20 protein-coding genes are annotated in these 21630 nt (G+C 60.3%); 14 read left to right on the top strand and 6 right to left on the bottom strand.

All coding sequences use genetic code 11. The features are described 5' to 3' along the window. Positions 1-119 precede the first annotated feature (119 nt). The 5 genes from AC06G6_RS11450 (at position 120) to nrdF (ending at position 5537) form a co-directional block, all read left to right on the top strand. Positions 120-1016: a tetratricopeptide repeat protein gene (locus AC06G6_RS11450; protein WP_479822124.1), complete on the top strand. Its 897-nt coding sequence runs from the start codon at positions 120-122 to the stop codon at positions 1014-1016. 482 nt (positions 1017-1498) lie between these two features. Then, complete coding sequence (gene nrdH, locus AC06G6_RS11445) at positions 1499-1744, top strand: glutaredoxin-like protein NrdH (RefSeq protein ID WP_024368364.1); 246 nt, start codon at positions 1499-1501, stop codon at positions 1742-1744. Positions 1745-1786: 42 nt separating this feature from the next. After that, positions 1787-2308: a class Ib ribonucleoside-diphosphate reductase assembly flavoprotein NrdI gene (gene nrdI, locus AC06G6_RS11440; RefSeq protein ID WP_479822122.1), complete on the top strand. Its 522-nt coding sequence runs from the start codon at positions 1787-1789 to the stop codon at positions 2306-2308. A gap of 38 nt (positions 2309-2346) precedes the next feature. Continuing rightward, positions 2347-4467: a class 1b ribonucleoside-diphosphate reductase subunit alpha gene (nrdE, locus tag AC06G6_RS11435; protein ID WP_307462838.1), complete on the top strand. Its 2121-nt coding sequence runs from the start codon at positions 2347-2349 to the stop codon at positions 4465-4467. Positions 4468-4562: 95 nt separating this feature from the next. Continuing rightward, a complete protein-coding gene (gene nrdF, locus AC06G6_RS11430) occupies positions 4563-5537 on the top strand; it encodes a class 1b ribonucleoside-diphosphate reductase subunit beta (RefSeq protein ID WP_024368367.1) in 975 nt (324 codons plus the stop codon). A 766-nt stretch (positions 5538-6303) separates the two neighbouring features. Here nrdF and AC06G6_RS11425 read toward each other — a convergent pair. After that, positions 6304-6588, bottom strand: a complete 285-nt coding sequence (locus AC06G6_RS11425; protein WP_479822119.1) for a hypothetical protein — start codon at positions 6586-6588, stop codon at positions 6304-6306. On the opposite strand from AC06G6_RS11425, the gene AC06G6_RS11420 reads away from it, so the two are divergent. Continuing rightward, positions 6587-6763: a nucleotide-binding domain-containing protein gene (locus AC06G6_RS11420; RefSeq protein ID WP_479822117.1), complete on the top strand. Its 177-nt coding sequence runs from the start codon at positions 6587-6589 to the stop codon at positions 6761-6763. The two genes, AC06G6_RS11425 and AC06G6_RS11420, sit on opposite strands and share 2 nt — an antisense overlap. 136 nt (positions 6764-6899) lie before the next feature. Here AC06G6_RS11420 and AC06G6_RS11415 read toward each other — a convergent pair whose 3' ends face one another. The 3 genes from AC06G6_RS11415 to AC06G6_RS11405 all read right to left on the bottom strand — a co-directional run bounded on the left by AC06G6_RS11415 (position 6900) and on the right by AC06G6_RS11405 (position 8384). After that, complete coding sequence (locus AC06G6_RS11415) at positions 6900-7469, bottom strand: RusA family crossover junction endodeoxyribonuclease (protein WP_479822115.1); 570 nt, start codon at positions 7467-7469, stop codon at positions 6900-6902. Positions 7470-7598: 129 nt separating this feature from the next. Further along, complete coding sequence (locus tag AC06G6_RS11410) at positions 7599-7766, bottom strand: hypothetical protein (RefSeq protein WP_479822113.1); 168 nt, start codon at positions 7764-7766, stop codon at positions 7599-7601. Positions 7767-7808: 42 nt separating this feature from the next. Beyond that, the gene (locus AC06G6_RS11405; RefSeq protein ID WP_479822111.1) at positions 7809-8384 is read right to left on the bottom strand and encodes a KH domain-containing protein; all 576 of its coding nucleotides are present in this window, start codon (positions 8382-8384) and stop codon (positions 7809-7811) included. Between the two features lie 138 nt (positions 8385-8522). On the opposite strand from AC06G6_RS11405, the gene AC06G6_RS11400 reads away from it, so the two are divergent. From AC06G6_RS11400 to AC06G6_RS11385, 4 genes are all read left to right on the top strand, one after another. Beyond that, positions 8523-12545 (top strand): NB-ARC domain-containing protein, encoded by a 4023-nt coding sequence (locus tag AC06G6_RS11400; RefSeq protein ID WP_479822109.1) that lies wholly within the window; start codon positions 8523-8525, stop codon positions 12543-12545. Between the two features lie 115 nt (positions 12546-12660). After that, on the top strand, positions 12661-12870 hold the full coding sequence (locus AC06G6_RS11395; RefSeq protein WP_443195777.1) for a hypothetical protein: 210 nt from the start codon (positions 12661-12663) through the stop codon (positions 12868-12870). Between the two features lie 626 nt (positions 12871-13496). After that, a complete protein-coding gene (locus tag AC06G6_RS11390) occupies positions 13497-13691 on the top strand; it encodes a helix-turn-helix domain-containing protein (RefSeq protein WP_479822106.1) in 195 nt (64 codons plus the stop codon). Between the two features lie 243 nt (positions 13692-13934). Continuing rightward, positions 13935-15788 carry a DUF4209 domain-containing protein gene (locus tag AC06G6_RS11385; RefSeq protein WP_479822104.1) on the top strand — a complete coding sequence of 618 codons (1854 nt, stop codon included), beginning with the start codon at positions 13935-13937 and terminating at the stop codon, positions 15786-15788. 220 nt (positions 15789-16008) lie between these two features. Here AC06G6_RS11385 and AC06G6_RS11380 read toward each other — a convergent pair whose 3' ends face one another. After that, positions 16009-16362: a hypothetical protein gene (locus tag AC06G6_RS11380; protein ID WP_479822102.1), complete on the bottom strand. Its 354-nt coding sequence runs from the start codon at positions 16360-16362 to the stop codon at positions 16009-16011. 76 nt (positions 16363-16438) lie between these two features. Here AC06G6_RS11380 and AC06G6_RS11375 point away from each other — a divergent pair, with 76 nt between their 5' ends. Together AC06G6_RS11375 and AC06G6_RS11370 are read left to right on the top strand one after the other, a co-directional pair. Then, a complete protein-coding gene (locus AC06G6_RS11375; RefSeq protein WP_479822098.1) occupies positions 16439-16726 on the top strand; it encodes a hypothetical protein in 288 nt (95 codons plus the stop codon). Between the two features lie 1194 nt (positions 16727-17920). Continuing rightward, positions 17921-20038 carry an AfsR/SARP family transcriptional regulator gene (locus AC06G6_RS11370; RefSeq protein WP_479822093.1) on the top strand — a complete coding sequence of 706 codons (2118 nt, stop codon included), beginning with the start codon at positions 17921-17923 and terminating at the stop codon, positions 20036-20038. A gap of 79 nt (positions 20039-20117) precedes the next feature. Here AC06G6_RS11370 and AC06G6_RS11365 read toward each other — a convergent pair whose 3' ends face one another. Next, positions 20118-20417 carry an antibiotic biosynthesis monooxygenase family protein gene (locus AC06G6_RS11365; protein ID WP_307462801.1) on the bottom strand — a complete coding sequence of 100 codons (300 nt, stop codon included), beginning with the start codon at positions 20415-20417 and terminating at the stop codon, positions 20118-20120. A 389-nt stretch (positions 20418-20806) separates the two neighbouring features. Between AC06G6_RS11365 and AC06G6_RS11360 the strand changes: the two genes are divergently transcribed. Together AC06G6_RS11360 and AC06G6_RS11355 are read left to right on the top strand one after the other, a co-directional pair. Continuing rightward, the gene (locus AC06G6_RS11360; protein WP_479822087.1) at positions 20807-21196 is read left to right on the top strand and encodes a hypothetical protein; all 390 of its coding nucleotides are present in this window, start codon (positions 20807-20809) and stop codon (positions 21194-21196) included. A gap of 126 nt (positions 21197-21322) precedes the next feature. Then, positions 21323-21565, top strand: coding sequence for a hypothetical protein (locus tag AC06G6_RS11355; RefSeq protein WP_479822085.1), 243 nt, complete (start codon positions 21323-21325; stop codon positions 21563-21565). The last annotated feature ends 65 nt before the right edge of the window (positions 21566-21630 follow it).

The following is a 21630-nucleotide window of genomic DNA, read 5'->3' as shown; positions in this document are numbered from 1 at the left end:
CGGCTGGATGACGCCGGCCTTCCGCGCGTGGTGACCCGGCGGGACCAAACCCTTCGCATACTGTACGGATTATGGGACAAATTTGGGCTGGCTTTGGGAAAAAACGGGGGCCTCGTGACGTGTGGTCAGACTGGAAGGCCGCGGACGAGACGGGCCACGCCGCAAGGGCGGCAGCGCTTGCCTCCGAGCTGCTGGAGCTGACCCCCACCTCGTATTACAGCTGGTTTCAAGCGGGCCTGCTGTCCAAGGCCTTGGGCAACTGGGCGGAAGGCCTCGACCGGAACGCCCGGGCGCTGGAACTTTTCACCCCGAAGGATGCCGAAGAGTTCAGTGGGGCCAATCCCGCCGCCTGGAACCTGGGCATCGCCTCAACGGCGCTGCGTGACTGGGCCACTGCCCGGCGCGCGTGGGTCGCCTATGGGCTGGACGGGTTCAGCGGCGATGCGGGGCCGATCGATGCCGACTGCGGAATGGCGCCGGTGCGGCTGAACCCTGACCGGCCGAGTCTTCCCCATCAGGTGCTGTATGCGGCCGGTGCCACTGAGGTGGTCTGGTGCTGGCGGCGGAGCCCGGCCCATGCGGTCATCGCGAGCGTTCCGCTGCCCGAGTCCGGCCACCGGTTCCGGGACGTTGTGTTCCATGACGGGGAACCCAAGGGGACCCGCCGGCTCGACGGACAGGACGTGTCGGTCTTCGACCAACTCGGACGCCTTGAGGAGTCCGGCCTGCCCACGTGGCAGGCCGAGGTCACCGGCGCGACCGCTGACGACGTCCAGGCACTGTCGGACCTTCTTGAACAGCGGGGGCTCGGTCTCGACGATTGGTCCGGAATCCGACTGATGTGTTCGGAGTGCTCGCACGGCGCAACCGGGGACGGACACGACCACTTGCCCGCATCCTCCGTTGCGCGGCGGCTGGGACTGGCCGGCCACGAGGCAGACCTTGGTGAACTGATAGAGGCGTGGCTGGCCGGCAGGCCGGGAATCGACATGCACAGCCTCGATCTGCTCTGGTGAACCCCGGGTAGACCCCGGGGTGCCCCCGGTGTCCGCTTTGCGCGTGTTTCCGGACACCATATCTAGTGCTTAAGCGCACTCCGGACCCCCGGCGGTCACAGCCGCGACACGCCGTCTTCCGCGCGACACGCAGGGGAGTTAATTGTGCAAAGGTACTCCACAGCCTGTGGATTTCGTCCGGTAAAACGGCGGAAATCCGGACATTTTGAGGCACCCCGCCTGTGGACTGGCGGTGCATTAAATGACATACTTGTAATACATCATCTTGGGGTCCACATCGGGCTCTTGCACTACATGTAGTATCGACATACAGTTCCAGCGGAGCAGCAGTGCTCGCCAGGCAAGGCCAGTATCGGATCAGGATTCCTGTCCCGGAGCGGCCCGCCCGGACAACTGGCACCAGAGACTCAGCTCAACGGCCGCAGCTCCAGAGCAGTACACATTTCGCAGTACCAAAGACTTCAACAAAGGGGACAGGGACCATGACCGTAACGGTTTACACGAAGCCGGCCTGTGTTCAGTGCAACGCGACATACCGCGCGCTGGATAAGAAGGGCATCACCTACCAGAGCGTCGACATCTCGCAGGATGCGGATGCCCTCGAGCGCCTGAAGGCCCTCGGCTACATGCAGGCCCCGGTTGTCGTTACCGACCAGGACCACTGGTCCGGGTTCCGCCCCGACAAGATCGAAGAACTGGCGCAGGCCTACGCCGTCGCCGTAGCCTGAACCGCTTCAAACGAAAACACGTCAGATGAGGTGAGCGACTCCATGGCACTGGCAACAGCCGCCACGACGCCGACCACCGGCGCCGAGCCGGTGACGGCAGACGCCCGGACCTCAAACGCTCCGAACTCAAGTGCAGTCCGTATCACCGGCAGCCACCTCATCTACTTCTCCTCCTCGTCGGAGAACACGGCACGCTTCATCAGGAAGCTCGGCGTCGACGCGGCCCGGATCCCGCTCCATTCGCGGGAACCCGCGCTCGTGGCAACGGAACCCTACGTGCTGGTGCTTCCCACCTACGGCGGCACCGGGGGAGAAGGGTCAGTTCCGAAGCAGGTCATCCGCTTCCTGAATGATCCGCGCAACCGGCAGCAGCTCCGGGGCGTGATCGGGGCGGGAAACACGAATTTTGGGGACAACTACTGCATGGCCGGCGACATCATCGCCGCCAAATGCCAGGTCCCGCACCTATATCGATTCGAACTCATGGGGACGCCGGAAGACGTCAGCCGAGTACAACAAGGATTGGAAGAATTTTGGACACGACTGTCGCAAGAACAGAAGTAGCCGTCGAGAAGCACACCGTCCCCGGTGAGAAGCAGGCCATGCCGGCTGCCTTCCAGGGCCTGGGCTACCACGAGCTCAACGCCATGCTGAACCTCTACGGCCCGAACGGGGAGATCCAGTTCGAGGCGGACCGCGAGGCGGCGCACCAGTATTTCCTGCAGCACGTCAACAACAACACCGTGTTCTTCCACGACCTTGAGGAAAAGCTCGACTACCTCGTGAAGAACGAGTACTACGAGCGCGAGACCCTCGACCAGTACACGATGAACTTCATCCGCGAGCTCTACAACCGCGCGTACAAGAAGAAGTTCCGCTTCGAGACCTTCCTCGGCGCGTTCAAGTTCTACACCTCCTACACGCTGAAGACGTTCGACGGAAAGCGCTTCCTGGAGCGTTACGAGGACCGCGTCTGCATGGTGGCCCTGCACCTGGCCCGCGGCGACGAGCAGCTCGCGCTGCAGATGGTCGACGAGATCATCGAGGGCCGCTTCCAGCCGGCCACCCCGACCTTCCTCAACGCCGGCAAGCGCCAGCGCGGCGAGCTGGTCTCCTGCTTCCTGCTCCGCATCGAAGACAACATGGAGTCGATCGGCCGTTCCATCAACTCCGCCCTGCAGCTGTCCAAGCGGGGCGGCGGCGTGGCCTTCGCGCTGACCAACATCCGCGAGGTCGGCGCGCCGATCAAGCAGATCGAGAACCAGTCCTCCGGCGTCATCCCCGTGATGAAGCTCCTGGAGGACAGCTTCTCCTACGCCAACCAGCTCGGTGCCCGCCAGGGTGCCGGCGCGGTGTACCTGCACGCGCACCACCCGGACATCTACCGCTTCCTGGACACCAAGCGCGAGAACGCGGACGAGAAGATCCGCATCAAGACCCTCTCGCTCGGCGTCGTCATCCCGGACATCACGTTCGAGCTGGCCAAGAAGGACGAGGACATGTACCTGTTCTCGCCGTACGACGTCGAACGCGTCTACGGTATGCCGTTCTCCGACGTCTCGGTCACCGAGAAGTACTACGAGATGGTGGACGATTCCCGGATCAAGAAGACCAAGATCAAGGCACGCGAGTTCTTCCAGACCCTCGCCGAGATCCAGTTCGAATCCGGCTACCCGTACATCATGTTCGAGGACACCGTGAACCGGGAAAACCCGATCGACGGCAAGATCATCATGTCCAACCTGTGCTCCGAGATCCTCCAGGTCTCCCAGCCCACGACGTACCACGATGACCTGTCCTACGACCAGACCGGCAAGGACATCTCCTGCAACCTGGGCTCGCTGAACATCGCCAAGACCATGGACTCGCCGGACTTCGGCCTGACCATCGAGACGGCCATCCGCTCGCTCTCGGCCGTCTCGGACATGTCCAACATCACCTCGGTGCCTTCGATCGCCCGCGGCAACGACCAGAGCCACGCCATCGGCCTCGGCCAGATGAACCTGCACGGCTACCTGGCCCGCGAGCGGGTCCACTACGGCTCCGAAGAGGGCCTGGACTTCACCAACATCTACTTCTACTCGGTGGTGTACCACGCGGTCCGCGCCTCCAACCGGCTGGCCATCCAGACCGGCCAGACCTTCGGCGGCTTCGAGAAGTCCAAGTACGCCTCGGGCGAGTTCTTCGACAAGTACACGGACCGCGAATGGGTCCCGCAGACCGCCAAGGTCGCCGAGCTGTTCCAGAACATCCACATCCCCACCCAGGATGACTGGCGCGAGCTGAAGGCTTCCGTCATGGAGCACGGCATCTACAACCAGAACCTGCAGGCCGTCCCGCCGACGGGCTCGATCAGCTACATCAACAACTCCACCTCCTCGATCCACCCGGTGGCGTCCAAGATCGAGATCCGCAAGGAAGGCAAGCTGGGCCGCGTGTACTACCCGGCGCCGTACCTGACGAACGACAACCTGGAGTACTACCAGGACGCGTACGAGATCGGCTACGAGAAGGTCATCGACACCTACGCAGCCGCCACGCAGCACGTGGACCAGGGCCTGTCCCTGACGCTGTTCTTCAAGGACACCGCCACCACGCGCGACATCAACAAGGCCCAGATCTACGCCTGGAAGAAGGGCATCAAGACCATCTACTACATCCGTCTCCGCCAGCTCGCGCTGGAAGGGACTGAGGTGGACGGTTGCGTCAGCTGCATGCTGTAACCGACATCGGTTGATTTTGTTTCAGTACGACGGCGGGCGCCCGCCCGCCGTCGTACGCTTTAACTAAAGAACCAACCCAACTTTTAGGGGATGACATGACCGAGAAGGTCAAGCTGCTTAGCCACGTTGAAGCCATTAACTGGAACCGCATCCAGGACGACAAGGACGTGGACGTCTGGAACCGCCTGGTCAACAACTTCTGGCTGCCGGAGAAGATCCCGCTGTCCAACGACGTGCAGTCGTGGGCGACGCTGACCCCGGACGAGCAGCAGCTCACCATGCGTGTGTTCACGGGCCTGACCCTGCTGGACACCATCCAGGGCACCGTCGGCGCCGTCTCGCTGATTCCGGACGCGATCACCCCGCACGAAGAGGCTGTCTACACGAACATCGCCTTCATGGAGTCCGTGCACGCGAAGAGCTACTCCTCCATCTTCTCAACGCTGGCCTCCACCAAGGAGATCGACGAGGCTTTCCGCTGGTCCACTGAGAACGTGAACCTGCAGAAGAAGGCCCAGATCGTCATGGACTACTACCAGGGCGACGATCCCCTGAAGCGCAAGGTGGCGTCCACACTGCTGGAGAGCTTCCTCTTCTACTCGGGCTTCTACCTGCCGATGTACTGGTCCTCACGGGCCAAGCTGACCAACACGGCCGACCTGATCCGCCTGATCATCCGCGACGAGGCCGTCCACGGCTACTACATCGGCTACAAGTTCCAGAAGGGCCTCGAAGGCCTGTCCGAGGAGCGCAAGCAGGAAATCAAGGACTACACCTTCGAGCTGCTCTTCGAGCTGTACGAAAACGAAGTCCAGTACACGCACGACCTCTACGACTCCGTCGGCCTGGCCGAGGACGTCAAGAAGTTCCTGCACTACAACGCCAACAAGGCACTGATGAACCTGGGCTACGAGGCCATGTTCCCGGCCTCCGTCACCGACGTGAACCCGGCCATCCTCTCGGCCCTGTCGCCGAACGCTGACGAGAACCACGACTTCTTCTCGGGGTCGGGTTCGTCGTACGTGATTGGCAAGGCTGTCAACACTGAGGATGACGACTGGGACTTCTAGGTCCTTGTGAGATGTCGACCTAATTGGAAGAATGGCACCCTATTTGGAAGAAACGCATCGCCGAGTTGGAAGTCTTCCAAGTAGATGCCACTAAAGCGGCCCTGCACGGCAAATTGTAGATGGACAGGCAACTTGGTCCTTTGGACGAGCTAAAAGATCCTTGGACAAACTAATCGGTCTTTTGGTCCTTAGCGTGGTCGACCTCGTTGAGAGAGTGTCACTATTTGGATGAAGTAGACGGTTTAGTTGGGAGTCTTCCAAGTAGCTACCACCAAAGCGGGCCCTGCACGGTATATCGTGCAGGGCCCGCTTTGTGAGCTCTCAGCAGCCCATGGCTTGATGTCGTCCGTGCAGGGAGTTAGGTTCAGCGGAGTTTTTAGGAATGCAGGCATTGTGCACGCTAATCGAGCGGTTCGATGCAGGCAACGGGCGATGTCCTACGGAAGGTGGGAATGTGGTCGTCGCGCGCCTGGATCCAGAAGACCGCCGAAGATCCGACCTAACATGACTCAAGCATCAGGAGTTCCATTGCTTCGCCATCGCGAGGAAGCTTCGAGAACCCAGCATCCAAGAAATCCACTAACAGCGCGGTCGCCGGCGTTTTCCGCGAGATGGTTCGGTCGTCTAGATTGACGACGTACTGGCTCCCTGTAGCCGTCGTGACCAGGAAACGTCCAGTACCGTCGTTGGTGATTGCTCGTGGCATACGGCGAGCCTATTAGTGCCGGAGGGCGTCGACCAGCGCTGACACTCTCCGGGTCTCGAATCAGACGGACGCGATGGATCTTGCGGCGACCACCGAAGCACCCTCATGGTCGCTGTTTCGCTCCGCGAAGGTGCTCACGGCCAATGAAGCGGGCAAGAGTTCTGCAAACTTCAGTGTCCTGAGAGCACGCTCATCAACCTGTGGCAGGAGCCTTTGCGGCTCGTCTTGAAGCACACTCCGGATCTCGCGCATGGCTTCAGCCAAACCCGGAGTGGTGGTGTCGCCGCGCAATCCGATTTGCCAGTTGTTGTAGGCCCGCGATTCGTCCAGCAACTCAGGTGCCATGTCAAGCAACCCCGAGACGAGGACGGCGTTGGCACGGGCTCCGGCCCAAGTCCACCAGCGAAATCTCCCATTCGGCTCACGGACGCTGTACGCCGGTAACCACTATGTCGAGTGCTACATAGTTAAGGATGGCGTCTGCGTGGCCAGGACACGTGAGCCCGTGCTGATCGCTTAATCCGTCGGCTGGCCCGGGTGGCGCATAAGCCACTGCACGGCCAGCCAGGAGCGTGGCAGCCCTTCCAAAGCGGATTTTTACATCCAAGTGCTGCAGGGCTCACGCAGAAGTATTGCGGTAGGTGTTCTATAGCGGCCTAGGCCGTCCCGTCCGGGGGATCGGCTTCTATCATCTGCTCCCACGGAATTGGAGCGAACCCGTTTAGTTTGAGCCAGGAACTAGGAAAAAATCTTTGTATGGGGGACATCCTCTGAAGCTCGTACTCTGAAGCACCGCGGTCGATGGCTTGCTGTCGTGCATCTACGAGGTGCTTTACGCTGCCGAGCCAAAGTGACACTTGTGTAGCGGTGAAATCACCTGGGACGGGAAAGCACAGGGAGGGGCCGAACTCAGCGATTCGAAGGCTCTGCCGCTGGTATGCAATGTCGGCTTTGGAGAGTGGGTCCACACGAAGACGGAAGTCCTGTTTGATGCCAAGTTTGTCTATCCACGGAACGTCAACCGCCTGAACTTGGCCGTCATCCGCGATGATTCCGTTTACACCTGACACAGCATCCAGTGTCGGCTTCACGATGTTATCGATGTCCGCGACTCGACTTGTCGCATACCGGACCCACGAATCAACGTACCAATCAATTTCAACCTTTACATCGCATAGCCTCACGATGTCCGTGGCCTCCACTACGGCAGCCGCTAATTCCTTCATGTAGGCCTGCTTTCGTGCCGGATTGGCTTGATCTCATCTAGAGGGGACGCATCTTCTTTCCTATGAATGGCGCCCCGTCCGGGGCCGCCATTAGTGGCTATCCGGACGAGGCGCTTTCCTACTTCCGAGTCACTTCTTCGTTGTACGCATGCTGAAGGTGTTGTTGGAATGCTTCACCTTTTCGTAGCTGCCGAACGCGTTGGCTGAGCCAGTCTTCTGCTGGAGGCGCGCCGGAGAAACCGTGCGGGGTACGGCTCCCGCTTTAGCTGCGCCATTGGAATTCTTGCTGGTCATCATGATCACCTCCTTACGTTTTTCGTAGGATTACGCACGAGCACTTCAGGCTGCTCGATAGCCGCTGGAGCCCGCGCCATGGGCGCGATCGATGACTCTGAAGATCATCTGTTTGGCCTTCTCAACGGACGCAGCACAGCTGGCCGAAACTGTCACCATCCCAGTCCTGCCGATACTTATCCGAGAGTTCGACGCGGCCTCGATCTGGCGAATGCTAGAGCCCCCAACCCCGATGACGATTCCAGTTTGACCATCAGGGATCTGAAACGTCTGCACTACGTCAGCCCACGCCGTCGACTTAACTGTCGCCGCATTCGCGGTTGTCCAGGGTTCTGCCACTACCCAGACCTTCAGGATCCGTCCATCAATCTGGCGCTCGAGCCGCACGCTCTCATTATCCCGATCCGGGATCTGTCGACTGGGCTTGGCAAGAACCTCTTCTATGTGGCGCTGCTGCACCTGGCGTTCGAGCATCCGCTCCCTTGCATGATTCGTGTAAACAGGCGGTACGGCAAATCGGGGCCGGGATGACCGTTGGATTCTCAGGTAAGTGAATATCCAAAGAGAAAAAGCAGCGAGAATAGCCGCCCCGATAAGTAGCACCGCAGTGGTTGTGTTCATGTCCAGCGTTCCTTCCGTTCCAGATGCGTCAGTTGACGCTGGTTCCACGATCGAACGAGGCACCGCTAGGCATCAACCGCCCGTATGCCTAGCGATGCCTTGGCGCAGATGAAGTGCGACAGGTGAGAAAATCCAGTCATGGGAAACGCGGAGATTGGTGTTAACGGCACACTCACACAGGCAATCGAATTCATTTTGGGAGACTCTCCGAACACAGCGGAGCCTGTGGTGGTTCTCGCCGCCTATCTGCATAGTTTGGTCGAACGATACGGCCTGACGGACAGTCAACACCTCGATCCCAATGCGTTCGAGCGCCCCGAATTGCCCTTCGCAGCGCGACAATTTGTCGACAGCTTTGTCGATTCCGCCAACACCGAATCGCTGAGGAACTCGCTTTATGAGGCTTTCGTGAGTCTGGCTGATGACGGAACGGTGCGTAGCGTTCTCAATAAGAACCGCGCCCTGAGCCAGCGTGAGGTCCTTCTCCTGGCTCAGGTGGCCTGGAATCTGGAACACAATGACCAGCGTCCTTCGCTGCCGTTGCATCCAGGACCAATCCTCAAGGATGGGAAGCAAGTCTGGGCCGACATTCCAGTCCCCGGCGCCCACAAGGACTTTGCGACGATGCATTGGACCGATCGTGGAAACCAAAAAGGGGTTCAAGGAAAATCTGCTGGCGCCACTTTCCGCAGGCAGACGGCTAGGCTCGCCGTACTAGCCGCCCAGTGGTTCCTCGGCTCCCATACGAAGTCAGCGCCAGCGGTTGGGGAAGCGAAAATGCTGAACGACCCCACGTCAGGAACCAGAAGGATTGTTTGGGCATCGACAACTGCTGACCAGGTGGATGACGCCGGCCTCCCCATCTCTGCGGTCCAAGTACCAGCTGACGCGTTACCGCAACAATCAAAAGGATCGCCAACCGATCAGATACTTGTTGGGAACTTTGCGGAGGTGGGGGACCGCTATCAGCCTCGTGCATTCGACAACGAGATTGACCGCCATTGGGGCGACAGCGGCGATCGGCGTGTGTGGTTGCGTGGCGGGCCTGGTTTGGGGAAAACCTACGCGGCTCGCAAGATCATGCAGGAAGCGCTCAGGAGTTTAGACGACGAGCGTCACAACCTGCTGATTTGGGTGGAGTCCGCCGATGCCGTGGCCGTAACCCAAGAATTGGCACGGGCAGCGGAACGACTTGATGGTGGCCCCAAAAACTCCGTAGTAGCAAACGCCCGCGATCGCGAAGACCAGCTTGCGCGCGGATTACTCGATCATCTGAGAACGGCCGACATGCGCTGGCTGATCGTCTTCGACGACGCGAACGCCGTAGAACTAATCGAGCGCAAATTGGTCCCACCCGGGACGAATCCGAGGGGACGGGTTCTCATCACAACATCGAGCGCCTCCCATCTGCTCAGCGGCTCTGGCCATCAGGTCGAAGCGGAGCTGTTCTCTCCGGGCGAGGCTGAAGAATTTCTCAATACCCGCCTGCCCGAGACGTCCGCGCATGACAGGGCCGGGTTGTCCGACACAGTGAGGCACCACCCGTTGGCGCTGTCCATTGCGGCTTCCACAATTGCCGCCAACAGGATGACTGTCTCTGACTGGGTCAAAGAGTTCCATGAGTCCCCGCGAATGGATGAAGCGGCCGATTATTCTGATGCTGGAGGCTATCCAACGCTTATAGGCGCCACGTGGAATGTCGCATTAGACAAAGCTGCTCGAGGCATGCCGAACGGTGTGGTGGAACGGACAGCAATGGTCGCGGCCCTGCAGGATCCAGATGGACACCCCACGTGGCTCTGGCAGCGGGATAGTGTCTGCGAGTGGATTGCAGGTGAGGCAGATCTGCCGGCAACCAGGACGAGAATGCATCCTGGGGTCAAACGCCTCGTTGACTACGGAATCATCCAGCTCACAGGAAGCTGGCAGGTTGGCCGCCTCGCGATTCATCAATTGGCAGCTCGCGCCATCCGTGAGGCCTCAGCCCCCGAGGAACTCGCCCTAGCTGGCGCCGTTCTGGCCGAGCAGTGGCTGCGTGAGCTCACGTCGAATCCCGCCAACGCACAGCACCAGAATATTCGTGCGGCCGTAGGACCCATCGCGGCGTTACCCAAGCTGAACGCTTTGACGCGAAGCACGGCAACCGCGCTTGTGGGGTTCTCCGCGCCATCGACGGACCAAACAAGTATCAAGCGGGATCTGTGGGAACTGGAACTACTGGAACCGCACCTAGTCCGTGGCGGTGCTGTCGGGCGTGCTGACCTGGCGGAGCGCTTAGCGAACATTGGATGCGCTCAACGAGAACTGGGACGACACTCAGAAGCGCACAAGATTCTGAATGCCGCTTCCTCGATATACCGCGACCTTGCGGCACTCCCGGATCTCAACGACAATTTGCGGGCAGAATACCTCGTCTCCCTGGCAGACATCGAGGCAGAAATGGATCAGCCCGAACTGTCTCTAGAACGTCGTAGAAAGGCTGCAAAACTGCTAAAACGATGGGCCGCACGAAAGTCGACGAGCGACGCCCCGATTTCGGACAGGTTGGCACTGGCCGAGATTTATCAGAACCTATCGGACGATAACGAATCCCGGGCGGCGCTCGATAGCGCTCTATCACTCTGGGAGAGCCGACCGCCCGCCGGCGCAGTTGAAGATCGTGATGTGGATGAGGAGGCATCAACGCTCGCAAAGCTTGGGCAGCAGCTGGCAATAGCAGGACGACTCACCGAGGCGAAGAGTTATTTGCTTCAGGCAGCCCGCCTCAACGAAAAGACGGAATCTGGCCGCTTGGTCCGACTCAAGCGTATCCACACAAGGTTGGCGTACGTGTGCTCCCAGTTGGGCGAGTGGCGGGAAGCTGAAAAGTGGTTCGAACGAACGGGATGCGATCCTCTTCTCCTTGCCAGCGTTCAGTTGCACCAGGGGCGAGTCAGAGAGGCACAAGCCAACGTCGATTCTTCAGCGTCGAGATACTCCGCCCGCTCAAATCAGAACCCCGATCGCGACGATCGGGAGGTTGACTCGAAGATTCGCGCATTGATTAAGGACGACCTCCCGTTCTTGCTCGTCAGGCTGGCTCAATCGGCAATGAAGCACGAGCGGTGGGAGGATGCAGCCGGCTTGGCAGAAGGACGCCTCGAACTCACTCGAGCCAAGGCTGACGCGTCCCCCGGGGAAGATCCCATCGAACTCTCCAACGCCTACTTCCAAGCCGGATTTGCCTCGTTAAGGGCTGGCCGCTTTCAGGTGGCTGCCACGCACTTCGCGAGTCGGGCGAACATCGCGGAATTGCTGTGCCAGATGTCTCCCGCAGACCACAAGAGACGGTTGGAGTACGGGCAATCACTCTATTGGGTGGCTTCCTCTCACGCGGGGACTGGCCAACCGGATGCTGCGGTGAGGCACGCGCGAAGAGCCCTCGAAGTCCTTGAAGGCCTCGAAGGACTGGAAGATGAAGCACGGATATTCTCAAGCGCAGCTACTTCACTTCTCGGGCAGGCCCTCCTCCAGAAGGGCGATACGGACGAAGCCGTCGTGTCTTTGACACAAAGAGTGCAATCCTGCCAGGCGTCACTTGCTGAGACTCCCGATGACCACGATTCAATGAGAACGCTCGGCGTTGCCCTTCAAGAATTGTGGAAGGCTCTTTTCGCCGCAGGCCGATGGCAAGATTCCATTCAACCTCTAATGGACACCATCGCGATCTATCGCACCATGTCGAGTGGAGCCAGGGACCAACGCAGGAGCATGGCGGTTGTTTTTTTCATGCTTGCCTACGCCCACAACCAGCTACTGGAGCATTCCGAAGCCGCTATCGCCGCCGAACAGTCAGCCAACGTTTGGCAGGCACTAGTTGACGGCGACCCCAGCGACAACGAACTCCAAGTCTCGCTCGCACACGCGCTTGGTCTCCTCGGAGAATCGTTAAGCGCACTCGACCGTCGTAATGAGGCCGTGCAGGCAATTACCCGAGCTGTTGGCCATCTCCAGTTGCCTGCTGAGCTAGACCCAGATGACCACATGCAACACCTCATACATCTTCTCGATCGTCTCGGAACTTACCTTCGCGACCTAGAACTCTCCGTCGAGGCAGAAGAAACACAGACACGTCTGGACGATCTTCGACGGCGGTTCCCGAAATCTGCCGAGGACACGTGAGTGCCAGCCGAACCGCCTGGCCAACAAAATTGCAGGTAGCGTCCCTGGCAGTGGTGTGGATTCCCGGGCTTGATGTGTCGCTCCGGCGATGTGAAAAGCCATCGTGCGAAGGTCAGTGAGAACGACCAAGAACTCACAGAAGGACACTTACGCACGATGGCCCTTAACCTCGATCGGGACCAACGAGACGAACACCGAGGCGCAGCCCGGCGAGATCCGGCTGGAAGAGGAAGCCAGCCGCCGTCTGGCCAGTGACCGGCGCATGCCGTTCGACGACCTGGTAGCCGAACTCCGCCTCGAGTCCGATGCAAAAAGGACCAACTAGCTTGACCACGGGACGATGCGGCCGGGCTCATGCCGCCGCGTGAGCGCAGGGGAGGGGAATGGTCCTCGGGACCAGGTAGCCTGCCGATCTACACAAATCGTGCAGGGCCCGCTTCGTGAACTTTCATCACCCAGATGATTTCCCACGCCACATGCAGTTCGCATGATGTGAACGTCACACTATTCTCATGGCACTGGAAACAGTTCGTCGACTCCCTCCGCTAGGAGGAACGCCATCCTATCCAGCACACCATCGGAGAGAGCGCGCGCGACGTTGCAACTGCTCTATAGGCCGTGGACAGGTACTGTCTCCTGTCGCCCGACATGCATCCAGTCACGGACCAGCGTGGTCTCATGCGCCTGCCAGATACACGCCACCATCGGCCGCTTCGCGTACAACGGGGTGAGCGTAGGCCGGCCCGGAGCGGAGCATCAGTTCGCCCACCTAAGCGTCTGGCACACGGCTCACCCTCTGATCGCGTTCCGAAATGGACCACAATAAGCCTTACACCTCTTTGAGGATAGGTGTCACCCCGCCACGACGGGTCAAACCGGGTCAAAAGGGGACTCTCAGGTATTATCAGGGTCGCGTGTCCCTGCGGCCGCAAAAGTACTGAGAGGACCGACATGCCCGAGCCTTGGCTCTCTGCTGACGACATCGCTGTTCATCTCGGCATCACGAAGGACACTGTCTATTCCTGGATCGCCGACAAAGGCATGCCCGCGCATAAGATCGGGCGCCTTTGGAAATTCCAAGCCAGCGAGATCGACGACTGGGTCCGCGGTGGTGGCGCCGATGCATCGGCACTCGTTCCCGACTGATTGGCTGTCCCTTCAAAATGCCTCGACGTTAGTGCATGTCAGCCCACATATCCTGACCCACTGCCCAATTCCCGAAAGGAGGCCCCCGTTGACCACAAGCATCCACTCACACGATCGCTATGCTCTGTCGTTCACCAGCGGGGGGCTCCTACGAGGCCCGGCGGACGTTCGATTGAGCCGCGGATGCGGGCCCGTCGGTTCAAGGTTGCGCTGAATCAGCGCCAGGATTGAGATACTACATTAATGCAAAATTCTGCCTTACCTCTGACCGCTGCAGGTCTCTTCCGCTCACGCTGGGAGGACACGGTAGCCGATACGACCGATCGATCCTATGCGCAGTTGTGGTCGGCTTTTTCACAGGCCGCGCAGACAATCGCGGAATCTGATCCTGAGGCCAGTTCTGTCCTCGCCTTTCTTGCACGGATCTGTTCACTCCGACTTTCGAACGATCCTTCACCGAACCCCTTCGGCGTGCTGATTGCAACGCCCCAAGGGCGAACCATGGCCGTGGAAGATTTTGTTGTGGAGGAGGTCACTTTCCTTCGGCATGTCGTGAAGCACATCGACGACTATCGAGTGCGTGCCCGTGCCGCGGACCTGCTTTGGGTCCTAGGGGAGCGTCGTGAGCGTGCAACGTTTGCTGCGGCTGCCATTGAGTCTTACCAGATGTGGTCGCTCGAAAAGTCTCATTGGTCAGCCGACGGACGGGCAGCCTGGAGTCGCGCTGTAGATCTTTCCAAGAGACTGGGAGGCGCGAGTCGTAACCAGCTCGCCACCATTGAGTCAAGGCTCCGGGAGCAGCTGTTACAAGCGACTGAGGGTGTCCAGCTGTTGCAACTCGGAGAAATGTTGCTGACCCACCGCTTGGGTGTCGACTTCGCCCCCACCATCGCTCAAAAATTCGAAGCAGTGGCTTCTGCCCTGCCTGGCCAGGAGAACCTTAGGCGCCGATATTTACGTCTTGCGCAGGATTGGTACTCCCGAGCTCGAAATACGCAAAATGCTGCTTCCATGGTCCGAGAGCAAGTTGACAGTTGGATTCGGGAAGCAGAATCACAAAGAGCAGCAGATAACTCAAGCAATTTGGCTGCAGCAAGCTTCTATGAGTCGGCGCTGCAGACATACCGGCAACTGTCGCGAGCCCAGAGGCAAGCGTTCGACATCGAAGCCTTGGGAGATGAGCTCGCGAGTTTAGCGCGGGCTTGCGGATTGCTCGGCCTCTCCGAGATGGAGACAATTGCCACCGAATCCGTTGATCTGCGGGATGCCGCACGTGATTCGGTGGACCGAGTAGCCGGAAAAGACGCAGTCACGGCCATGTTTGAGTTCGTGTCATTGGCTGGCATCAGGTCATTCCGAGAGGACTTGGCCTTTGCTGAGCAGCTACTTAGGGACCACCCCTTGAGCAGCCTTTTCCCCAGCGTTCACTATTCGCGCGACGGCAGAGTTGTGCACCGAACTGACAGTACCGGCAGAACATACGGGATTGAAACGCGCGTATGGACCCAGATGGTGCAAAATTTCGAAATCAGCATCAGGCTTCTTGTTCAGGGTGCGCTGGCGCCCGCATACCATCAGCTGTCCAATGAGCACGCGCTTTCCATTGGGGACTTTCAAAACATTGCCCTCGGATCGTCCATAGTTCCTCGAGATCGTGTGGCGACCGTTGCACGGGGACTGATGCATGGATATACCGGCGATTTTTCGAGCGCCGTGTATGTCCTCACCCCTCAGGTCGAGCACTTCATTCGCCACGCGCTACGCGAAGCCGGTGTTAGCACCAGTACAATCGACGCGACTGGAGTGGAAAACGAAATTGGCCTAACGGCTCTCATGCAGATGGATGAAGCGATAGATGTCCTAGGAGTGAATCTGGCCTATGAGCTTAGGGCACTGTTTTGTGGACCAATAGGTCCAAATATCCGTAACCTAGCTGCCCACGGCCTGTTCGATGACGCCTCCCATAACACTGCTGAAATCTTCTACGCATGGTGGTTTGTCCTGCGCTTATTGTATGCCCCTTACTGGAACCGTCGCCGGGGAAGCAACAAGTCGTCACGCCAAGGGACGCCCGATCAGCAGACGCCTGAGACGTAATCACGACGGCTGAAACGTCCAGTGCGGTGAGTGCCCCGGCGGCGCCGAGACGGATGATTTTTCTTTGCAATTTTCCCCCATGGACAAGTCCCCGCCTGGAGTCGGCAGGGTATTCAATGCCGAGGCCATACGGGAAGCCGGACTTTTGGGCTATCAGGCGCCGGACACGCCAAAGGCCAGCTGCTCGGAACCTGTTGAGCAAGTGGCCCTGTGGTCTCAGCTAGCGGACGGTAACCGGTGCGCTGAAAAGTTCCATCCCGGTGATCGTTGTCCCGGCCACGATGAAGTATGAGATGACGGTGATGGACTTGCCCCTGCCGGCCGCGGTCAGCTTGTACGTGGCTGCTCCCGCACCCTTGATGTCGACACCGTTGCGCTGCCACCTGAACCCGACATGAGGAACAGATACACCCGGCGCGGCAGAGCGTTGGCCGCCGTCCGAGTCCCGGGGATGTAGGCACTCTTCCCCGCGGCCGTCGCGGAGTAACGGGCTAACCGCTACTCTTCTGGGATTCACCAAGTTTCTGGAAAACCCGAGCTCGATCTGGGTGACATGAATGGAGTGTGTGTCCATGCGGGAAGCAGATTCATATCTGGCTTGGGCAGGAGGTCCGCGGGGCGCCGAATTCACAGCGGACGACATAGAAGTCATGGACATTGCCCTCGCTCTGGCCCCCGATTTGAGAGCCGTGGCGGCGGCGCTGCGCCACGCCCGATTGCAGCGCATAGAGTACCCATGCCCGAATCCGGAGACGATCGCTGCTTTGTTGCGCGAGCATCCTTTGGGCCTGATTGCCGGACACGTAATTAGCGATGAGACCGCCCTCAGCTACCTCGTCCCGAAAGAATTTCCCATCGAAAGCGAACCTCATCTGGCTTCAGTGATATACGCGGCGATGGGTCGGCTTCCGGCACGAAAGCCTGCGCAAGCAGCTTGAGAATTTTGAGACCGTCCTCAACGCCCAGAACGATTTGGAGTAGCAAAATGAGCTACGTAGGGTACACATTCTGCCCGGCAAACACGTGGACATTACTAGGCAACATGCCAGTATTGGCCCCGAACATCATTATCGAGTGCCGTCCAGCGGTACGGACAGAAATAGACCGCTACACAGACGGTGTACCGTTCTACGAGCATCTGGACAACATAGACCTCAGGGAGGGTCCCGATTCTCTGACAATCGAGACCGCAGCCATCAACATTTGATGGTTCAAGCCAAATGCGAATGCGGAGATCAGAATAGTTGTCTAGCTACAGTTAGCAGTGCGCAGCCGGGGCCCAGCGCTGCGTGAGCAATGCCCGGGCGCCCCGGTATGTTCACCGTGCACGCCAACTCTGCACATGCAGTGGTTGCGAAGATCTGTGCACCATGGGCAGGGTGTTTCAAGCGTCGGAACTGCACCTGACAGATTCGGCAAAACTACGGAACCGGCGCCACAAACTTCCAATTGGACTGGCCGCGATGACCTGGTTCGCAGGCACGTGCCTCGGCGTGATCCCGGCGATTCCTTGTTGGAAGATCTTCCAAATTGATCTACATCTCACAGTCCTGTTCGTCGTCGTTGATGATCCATCCCTGCCGATTGCCACAACATGGTCCTCGGCTGTCAACGAAAAGGCCCCGCGCGTTGAATCCAACGTGCGGGGCCTTCGTCGTTCCTTGAAAAACATTCGCATGCGTCTGGGCCCAGCCTTTTCGGCCGGGACCTGACGACGAAATTGACTTCAATGCGCGGGGTGAGCGAATAGATGAGATTTGGTAGTCCGGTGGCCTAGTTTTAGGGCACTCCGGCGGCGGCCTCGGCTACCGTCATCGTCCCGCCGAAGGCGGCCACGGCGGACTGGTAGTTCGCCGTAGTGCCTTCTCCCGGGAAGCCCCGGAGCAAACCACCGAAGACAGCCCAATCCGGTAAGCCTGCTGGGCCTGTCGACCCGAGAACAAACAGGGCGCTCAAGTTGGTATGGCCTTGCCTGTGGCGAATGTCAGGCGGGTCTTTCCGAGGCGCCCCACCCTGCGGTGCGAGGTGAGCTGCTGGCAGTGAAATGAACGGGCATTTGCAATCCAATCGCGTGCTCGGTTCGCCAGTTCCGGGCACTGTCGTTGACAGCATTGCGGTGGGAATCTAGATGAATGACGGGTGACGTCGATGGCGTGGTTCGAATCCGGTTGCTGGGCGGCTTCCGGGTGTCGGTGGGTGGGCGGTCCATCGTGGAGAGTGAGTGGCGTCTGCGTAAGTCGAAGGCTGTGGTCAAGCTTCTGGCGTTGGCGCCCGGTCACCGGTTGCAGCGGGATCAAGTGCTGGACTATTTGTGGCCCGGGTTGGACCCGGCTGCGGCAGGTGGTCAGCTTCGCAAGGTGGTCCACGAGGCGCGGCGGGTCCTGGATCCGAGCCTGTCGGTCTTGGACCGGTACCTCGTCTCGGGTGAGCAGCTGCGGCTGGACCGCGAGTCAACGTGGGTTGATGTTGAGGCGTTCGAGACTGCAGTTTTGACGGCGCGCCGGACCGGCGACCCGGCCGCGTATTCGGCGGCCATAGAACTGTATGACGGGGATCTGCTGCCGGAAGACCGCTACGAGGATTGGGCTATCACGAAGGAAGCGTCGCTCCGGTCGGATTTTCTCGCGTTGTTGGTCGAACAGGCACGACTGTTGGAGGCCCGTGCGAACTTCGACGGCGCCGTATCGGCGCTCCGCCGGGTCATAGCAGCCGATCCCCTCCACGAGGAGGCCGGCGTCGCTTTGATGCGGGTGTATTCCCTGGCGGGCCGGCGACACGATGCGCTGCAGGAGCACGAGCGTCTGCGTGCGGCTCTGAACCTGGAACTAGGCGTCGAGCCCGACCCTGCCACGGAACGGTTGTTCGAGCAGATCCGATCAGGCCGGCCGGCGGAGCCTGAGCTGGCTGGCGAGCTTTTGGAGCAGGTCGGTGGCCTGCGGTTGGTGTCGGGTGATTTTCAGGGCGCGGCCGAAGCGTTCGCTGCGGCGATTGCGCGCCTGCAAGGTTCCAGCACTGATCTCCGCTCGGCGCGGCTTCACCGCAAGGCCGCGCAGGCCTACCTTATGTCGCAGGACGCTGCTGCTGCGGAGCGGCACGTACGGGCGGCCGAGGGACTGCTCGCGGGCACGAAGGACGATGCCGAGAAGGCCCGAGTTCTGGAGGCGCGCGCGAACTGGCTGTGGGCCGTGGGTCGCTTCGCCGAGGCGCAAGCCGCAGCGGAAGCCAGCCTGGCGGCGGCCGAGGCCTACGGAACCGGCGAGGACGTCGCCGCGGTGCAGGAAACACTCGCCATCATCTGCCATATCCGCGGAGCCTGGCGGCTCGGTCTTCAGGCCGAGATCGGGCGGCTCGGAGATGCGGGCGACGACGATCCGCGGCTGGGAAGGATCTTCGAATTCCATTGCTGCATCGGTGAATACCACCTGTACGGCGACGGGTTGTGCGAGACGGTCGAAGACTATGCCCGCGGCACACTTACGCTGGCGATCGACCGGGGTGCGCGCCACGCCCAGGCATTCGCCTGGTGCCTGCTCGGGGAATCGCTGCTGCTGCGGGGTCGCTGGGATGAAGCCGCCGGATGCCTGGAGCGCAGCACGGAACTGTACGCTGAGCTCGACGCCCGCGCCGGCGCGCTGCCCTGGCAGCGGCTTGCCGAGCTCGCGGTAATGCGAGGCGACAGCACGGCGGCGGCGGCGTGCCTCCGTCACGGGATGGCGATCGCAGTGGTGTCGCCCCTGGCCCGGCATGCCTGGGGTCGGCTGTATGCAACCGCGGCGTTGGACGCGCTGGAGCAGGGCGAGCCGGCCGAGGCCGTCCGCGTAGTCCGGTCCGCGGCGGCGACCGCGGCGCGCTACGGCGAATGTCCGAGCTGCACCGCCCTGCTGTATCCGACGGCGGCCGAAGCGTTCGCTGCGCTGGGCAACAGGGCGGGAGCAGCCGTGTTCGCTCAGGCGGCCGAGCGGGTTGCACAATCCTTCCAAAGCTCGGCCTGGACCGCCATGGCCGAGTCCGCCCGCGGTTCGCTGGCGCTGACCGACGCGGACGCGGTCGGGGCACGCGAACGATTCCTATCCGCGGCGCGCCTCTACGAAAGTGCCCATCAGCCGTTCTGGTCCGCCCGCTGCAGGCTGCAGGCCGCATCCACCGGCGCGGGCGGCCCGGCGGATAGATACCTGCTGGACGACGCTGCCACTGTGTTCGAGCAACTCGGCGCGCTACGGACGCTCGCTGCCGCGCGGCGGGTGACCTGATCGCCGACCCAACCGGCCGCCACACGGGCCACCGTGGCGTGACTCAGCGAGAACTCGGAACCGATGTACAGACGACGCGTTATACGGTCGCCACCCGGTCGAAGTCGGCACCGCTCATGTGCTCGCACAGCGCAACGCAGGCATCGAAGTGGGTCGCGAACTCCGGGTTCTGCTTCCACGCGTCCCGGGACGCCTCATCGGTCCATTCCGCGAACGAAACGTAATGACCGGGGACACGTCGGTCACGAATGAGGTTCGCCACGACGATCGACGGGTAGTTCGCCCGGGACCACTGCAGGAACTCCGTCCACCGGTTTATGAACTCCTGATCGCGGCCTTCGGTCACCTGCCAGGTTCCCGAGGCATAGTGGTCTGCCATTGGTCTCACCTCCTTCCAGAAACTCTCCTTTAACCGTAGGCGTGGACCGTTCCCCACGCGTTCCCTGCTTCGCGTCAGCAGCAGGAAGGTGCCTCTCACAGGGTCTGCCAAACCGGGACGGTCCAAGGAAGCCCCCCGGCATACCCAAATGGCATGGGAAATCGTTCAGTTCCTGAAATTGCCTCAACCGCAATCGGCAGTATTTTCGGCTTTCGGTGGCGGGTCTATCGGCTTAGTCTGCTTCCGAATGGATTAGCTCGGCGGGTCTTGCACAGTAAGGGGCAGGAAGAAGTTCCAAAAACGCCGCACTCTCGTCCAGGATTGAGAGGACAATTGTGCCTAGTAGTCAGGTCCTAGGGGCAGCGGGGGACCGTCAACGGAGAGATGACATGAGTGATTCCATCGCTTACCTTGATACCTCCGACGTCCGCGCCGGCAAACTAGAGGAGCTCAAGGCAGCCATGGCCGAGCTCGCCGCGTTCGTTGAGCAGAACGAGCCGCGGATCATCTCATACTGCGTCTATTTCTCAGAGGACGGATCCGTCATGAGCGTCCTCCATTTTCATCCTGACGTAGCTTCGTTGGAGCTGCATATGATGGTAGCGGGCCCCAAGTTCCTGCCAGTGGCACCGCTCATCAAGCTAAGAACAATCGAAGTATTCGGTCGCCCAACCGAGGATTTGATGGCGCAACTCCGAGCGAAGGCTCAGCTCCTCGGCACCGGATCCGTTATAGTCCGTGACGTTCACGCCGGTTTCGCCCGTTTTGCCAGTGGCTAGCTTTCTCTACCGGGCGGTGCTTGCCGGGTAGGAGCCGGATAGGGACGTGCCACTTGAGGCTGTGCCGAGTACGAAAACCTATCGACAAACTGACAGAACCGCTACGGTTCCCGGAGGTGATCGAGCGTGGCTGCCATCCTTTACGTACGCATCAAGTCCGACCTCGAGCAGAGCGAGTTCGACAGAAGGCTCTTGGAGAGACGCCCGCGCTTCCAGGAAGTGCCAGGGCTTGTTCAGAAGGTGTATGGCCGGGACCCGGAGACGGGCGATGTGTGCGGGATCTATTTCTTCGACAGCGTCAAGTCGCTCAAAGAGCCCGAGCTCGCTCGCAGCATCCCCCCAGGCGGTGAGCTTCGCGTCCACCCGTGATGCAACGCCGTTCGCGTCTCGGGTTTGGTCCACGTCCCCGGTGTCTGGTGCCGGGCGGGCCGGTG

The organism is Arthrobacter sp. CJL-S3, from assembly GCF_056711635.1.
The sequence above is the reverse complement of the archived record's forward strand: the minus strand, read 5'-3'. Positions and strand labels throughout refer to the sequence as shown.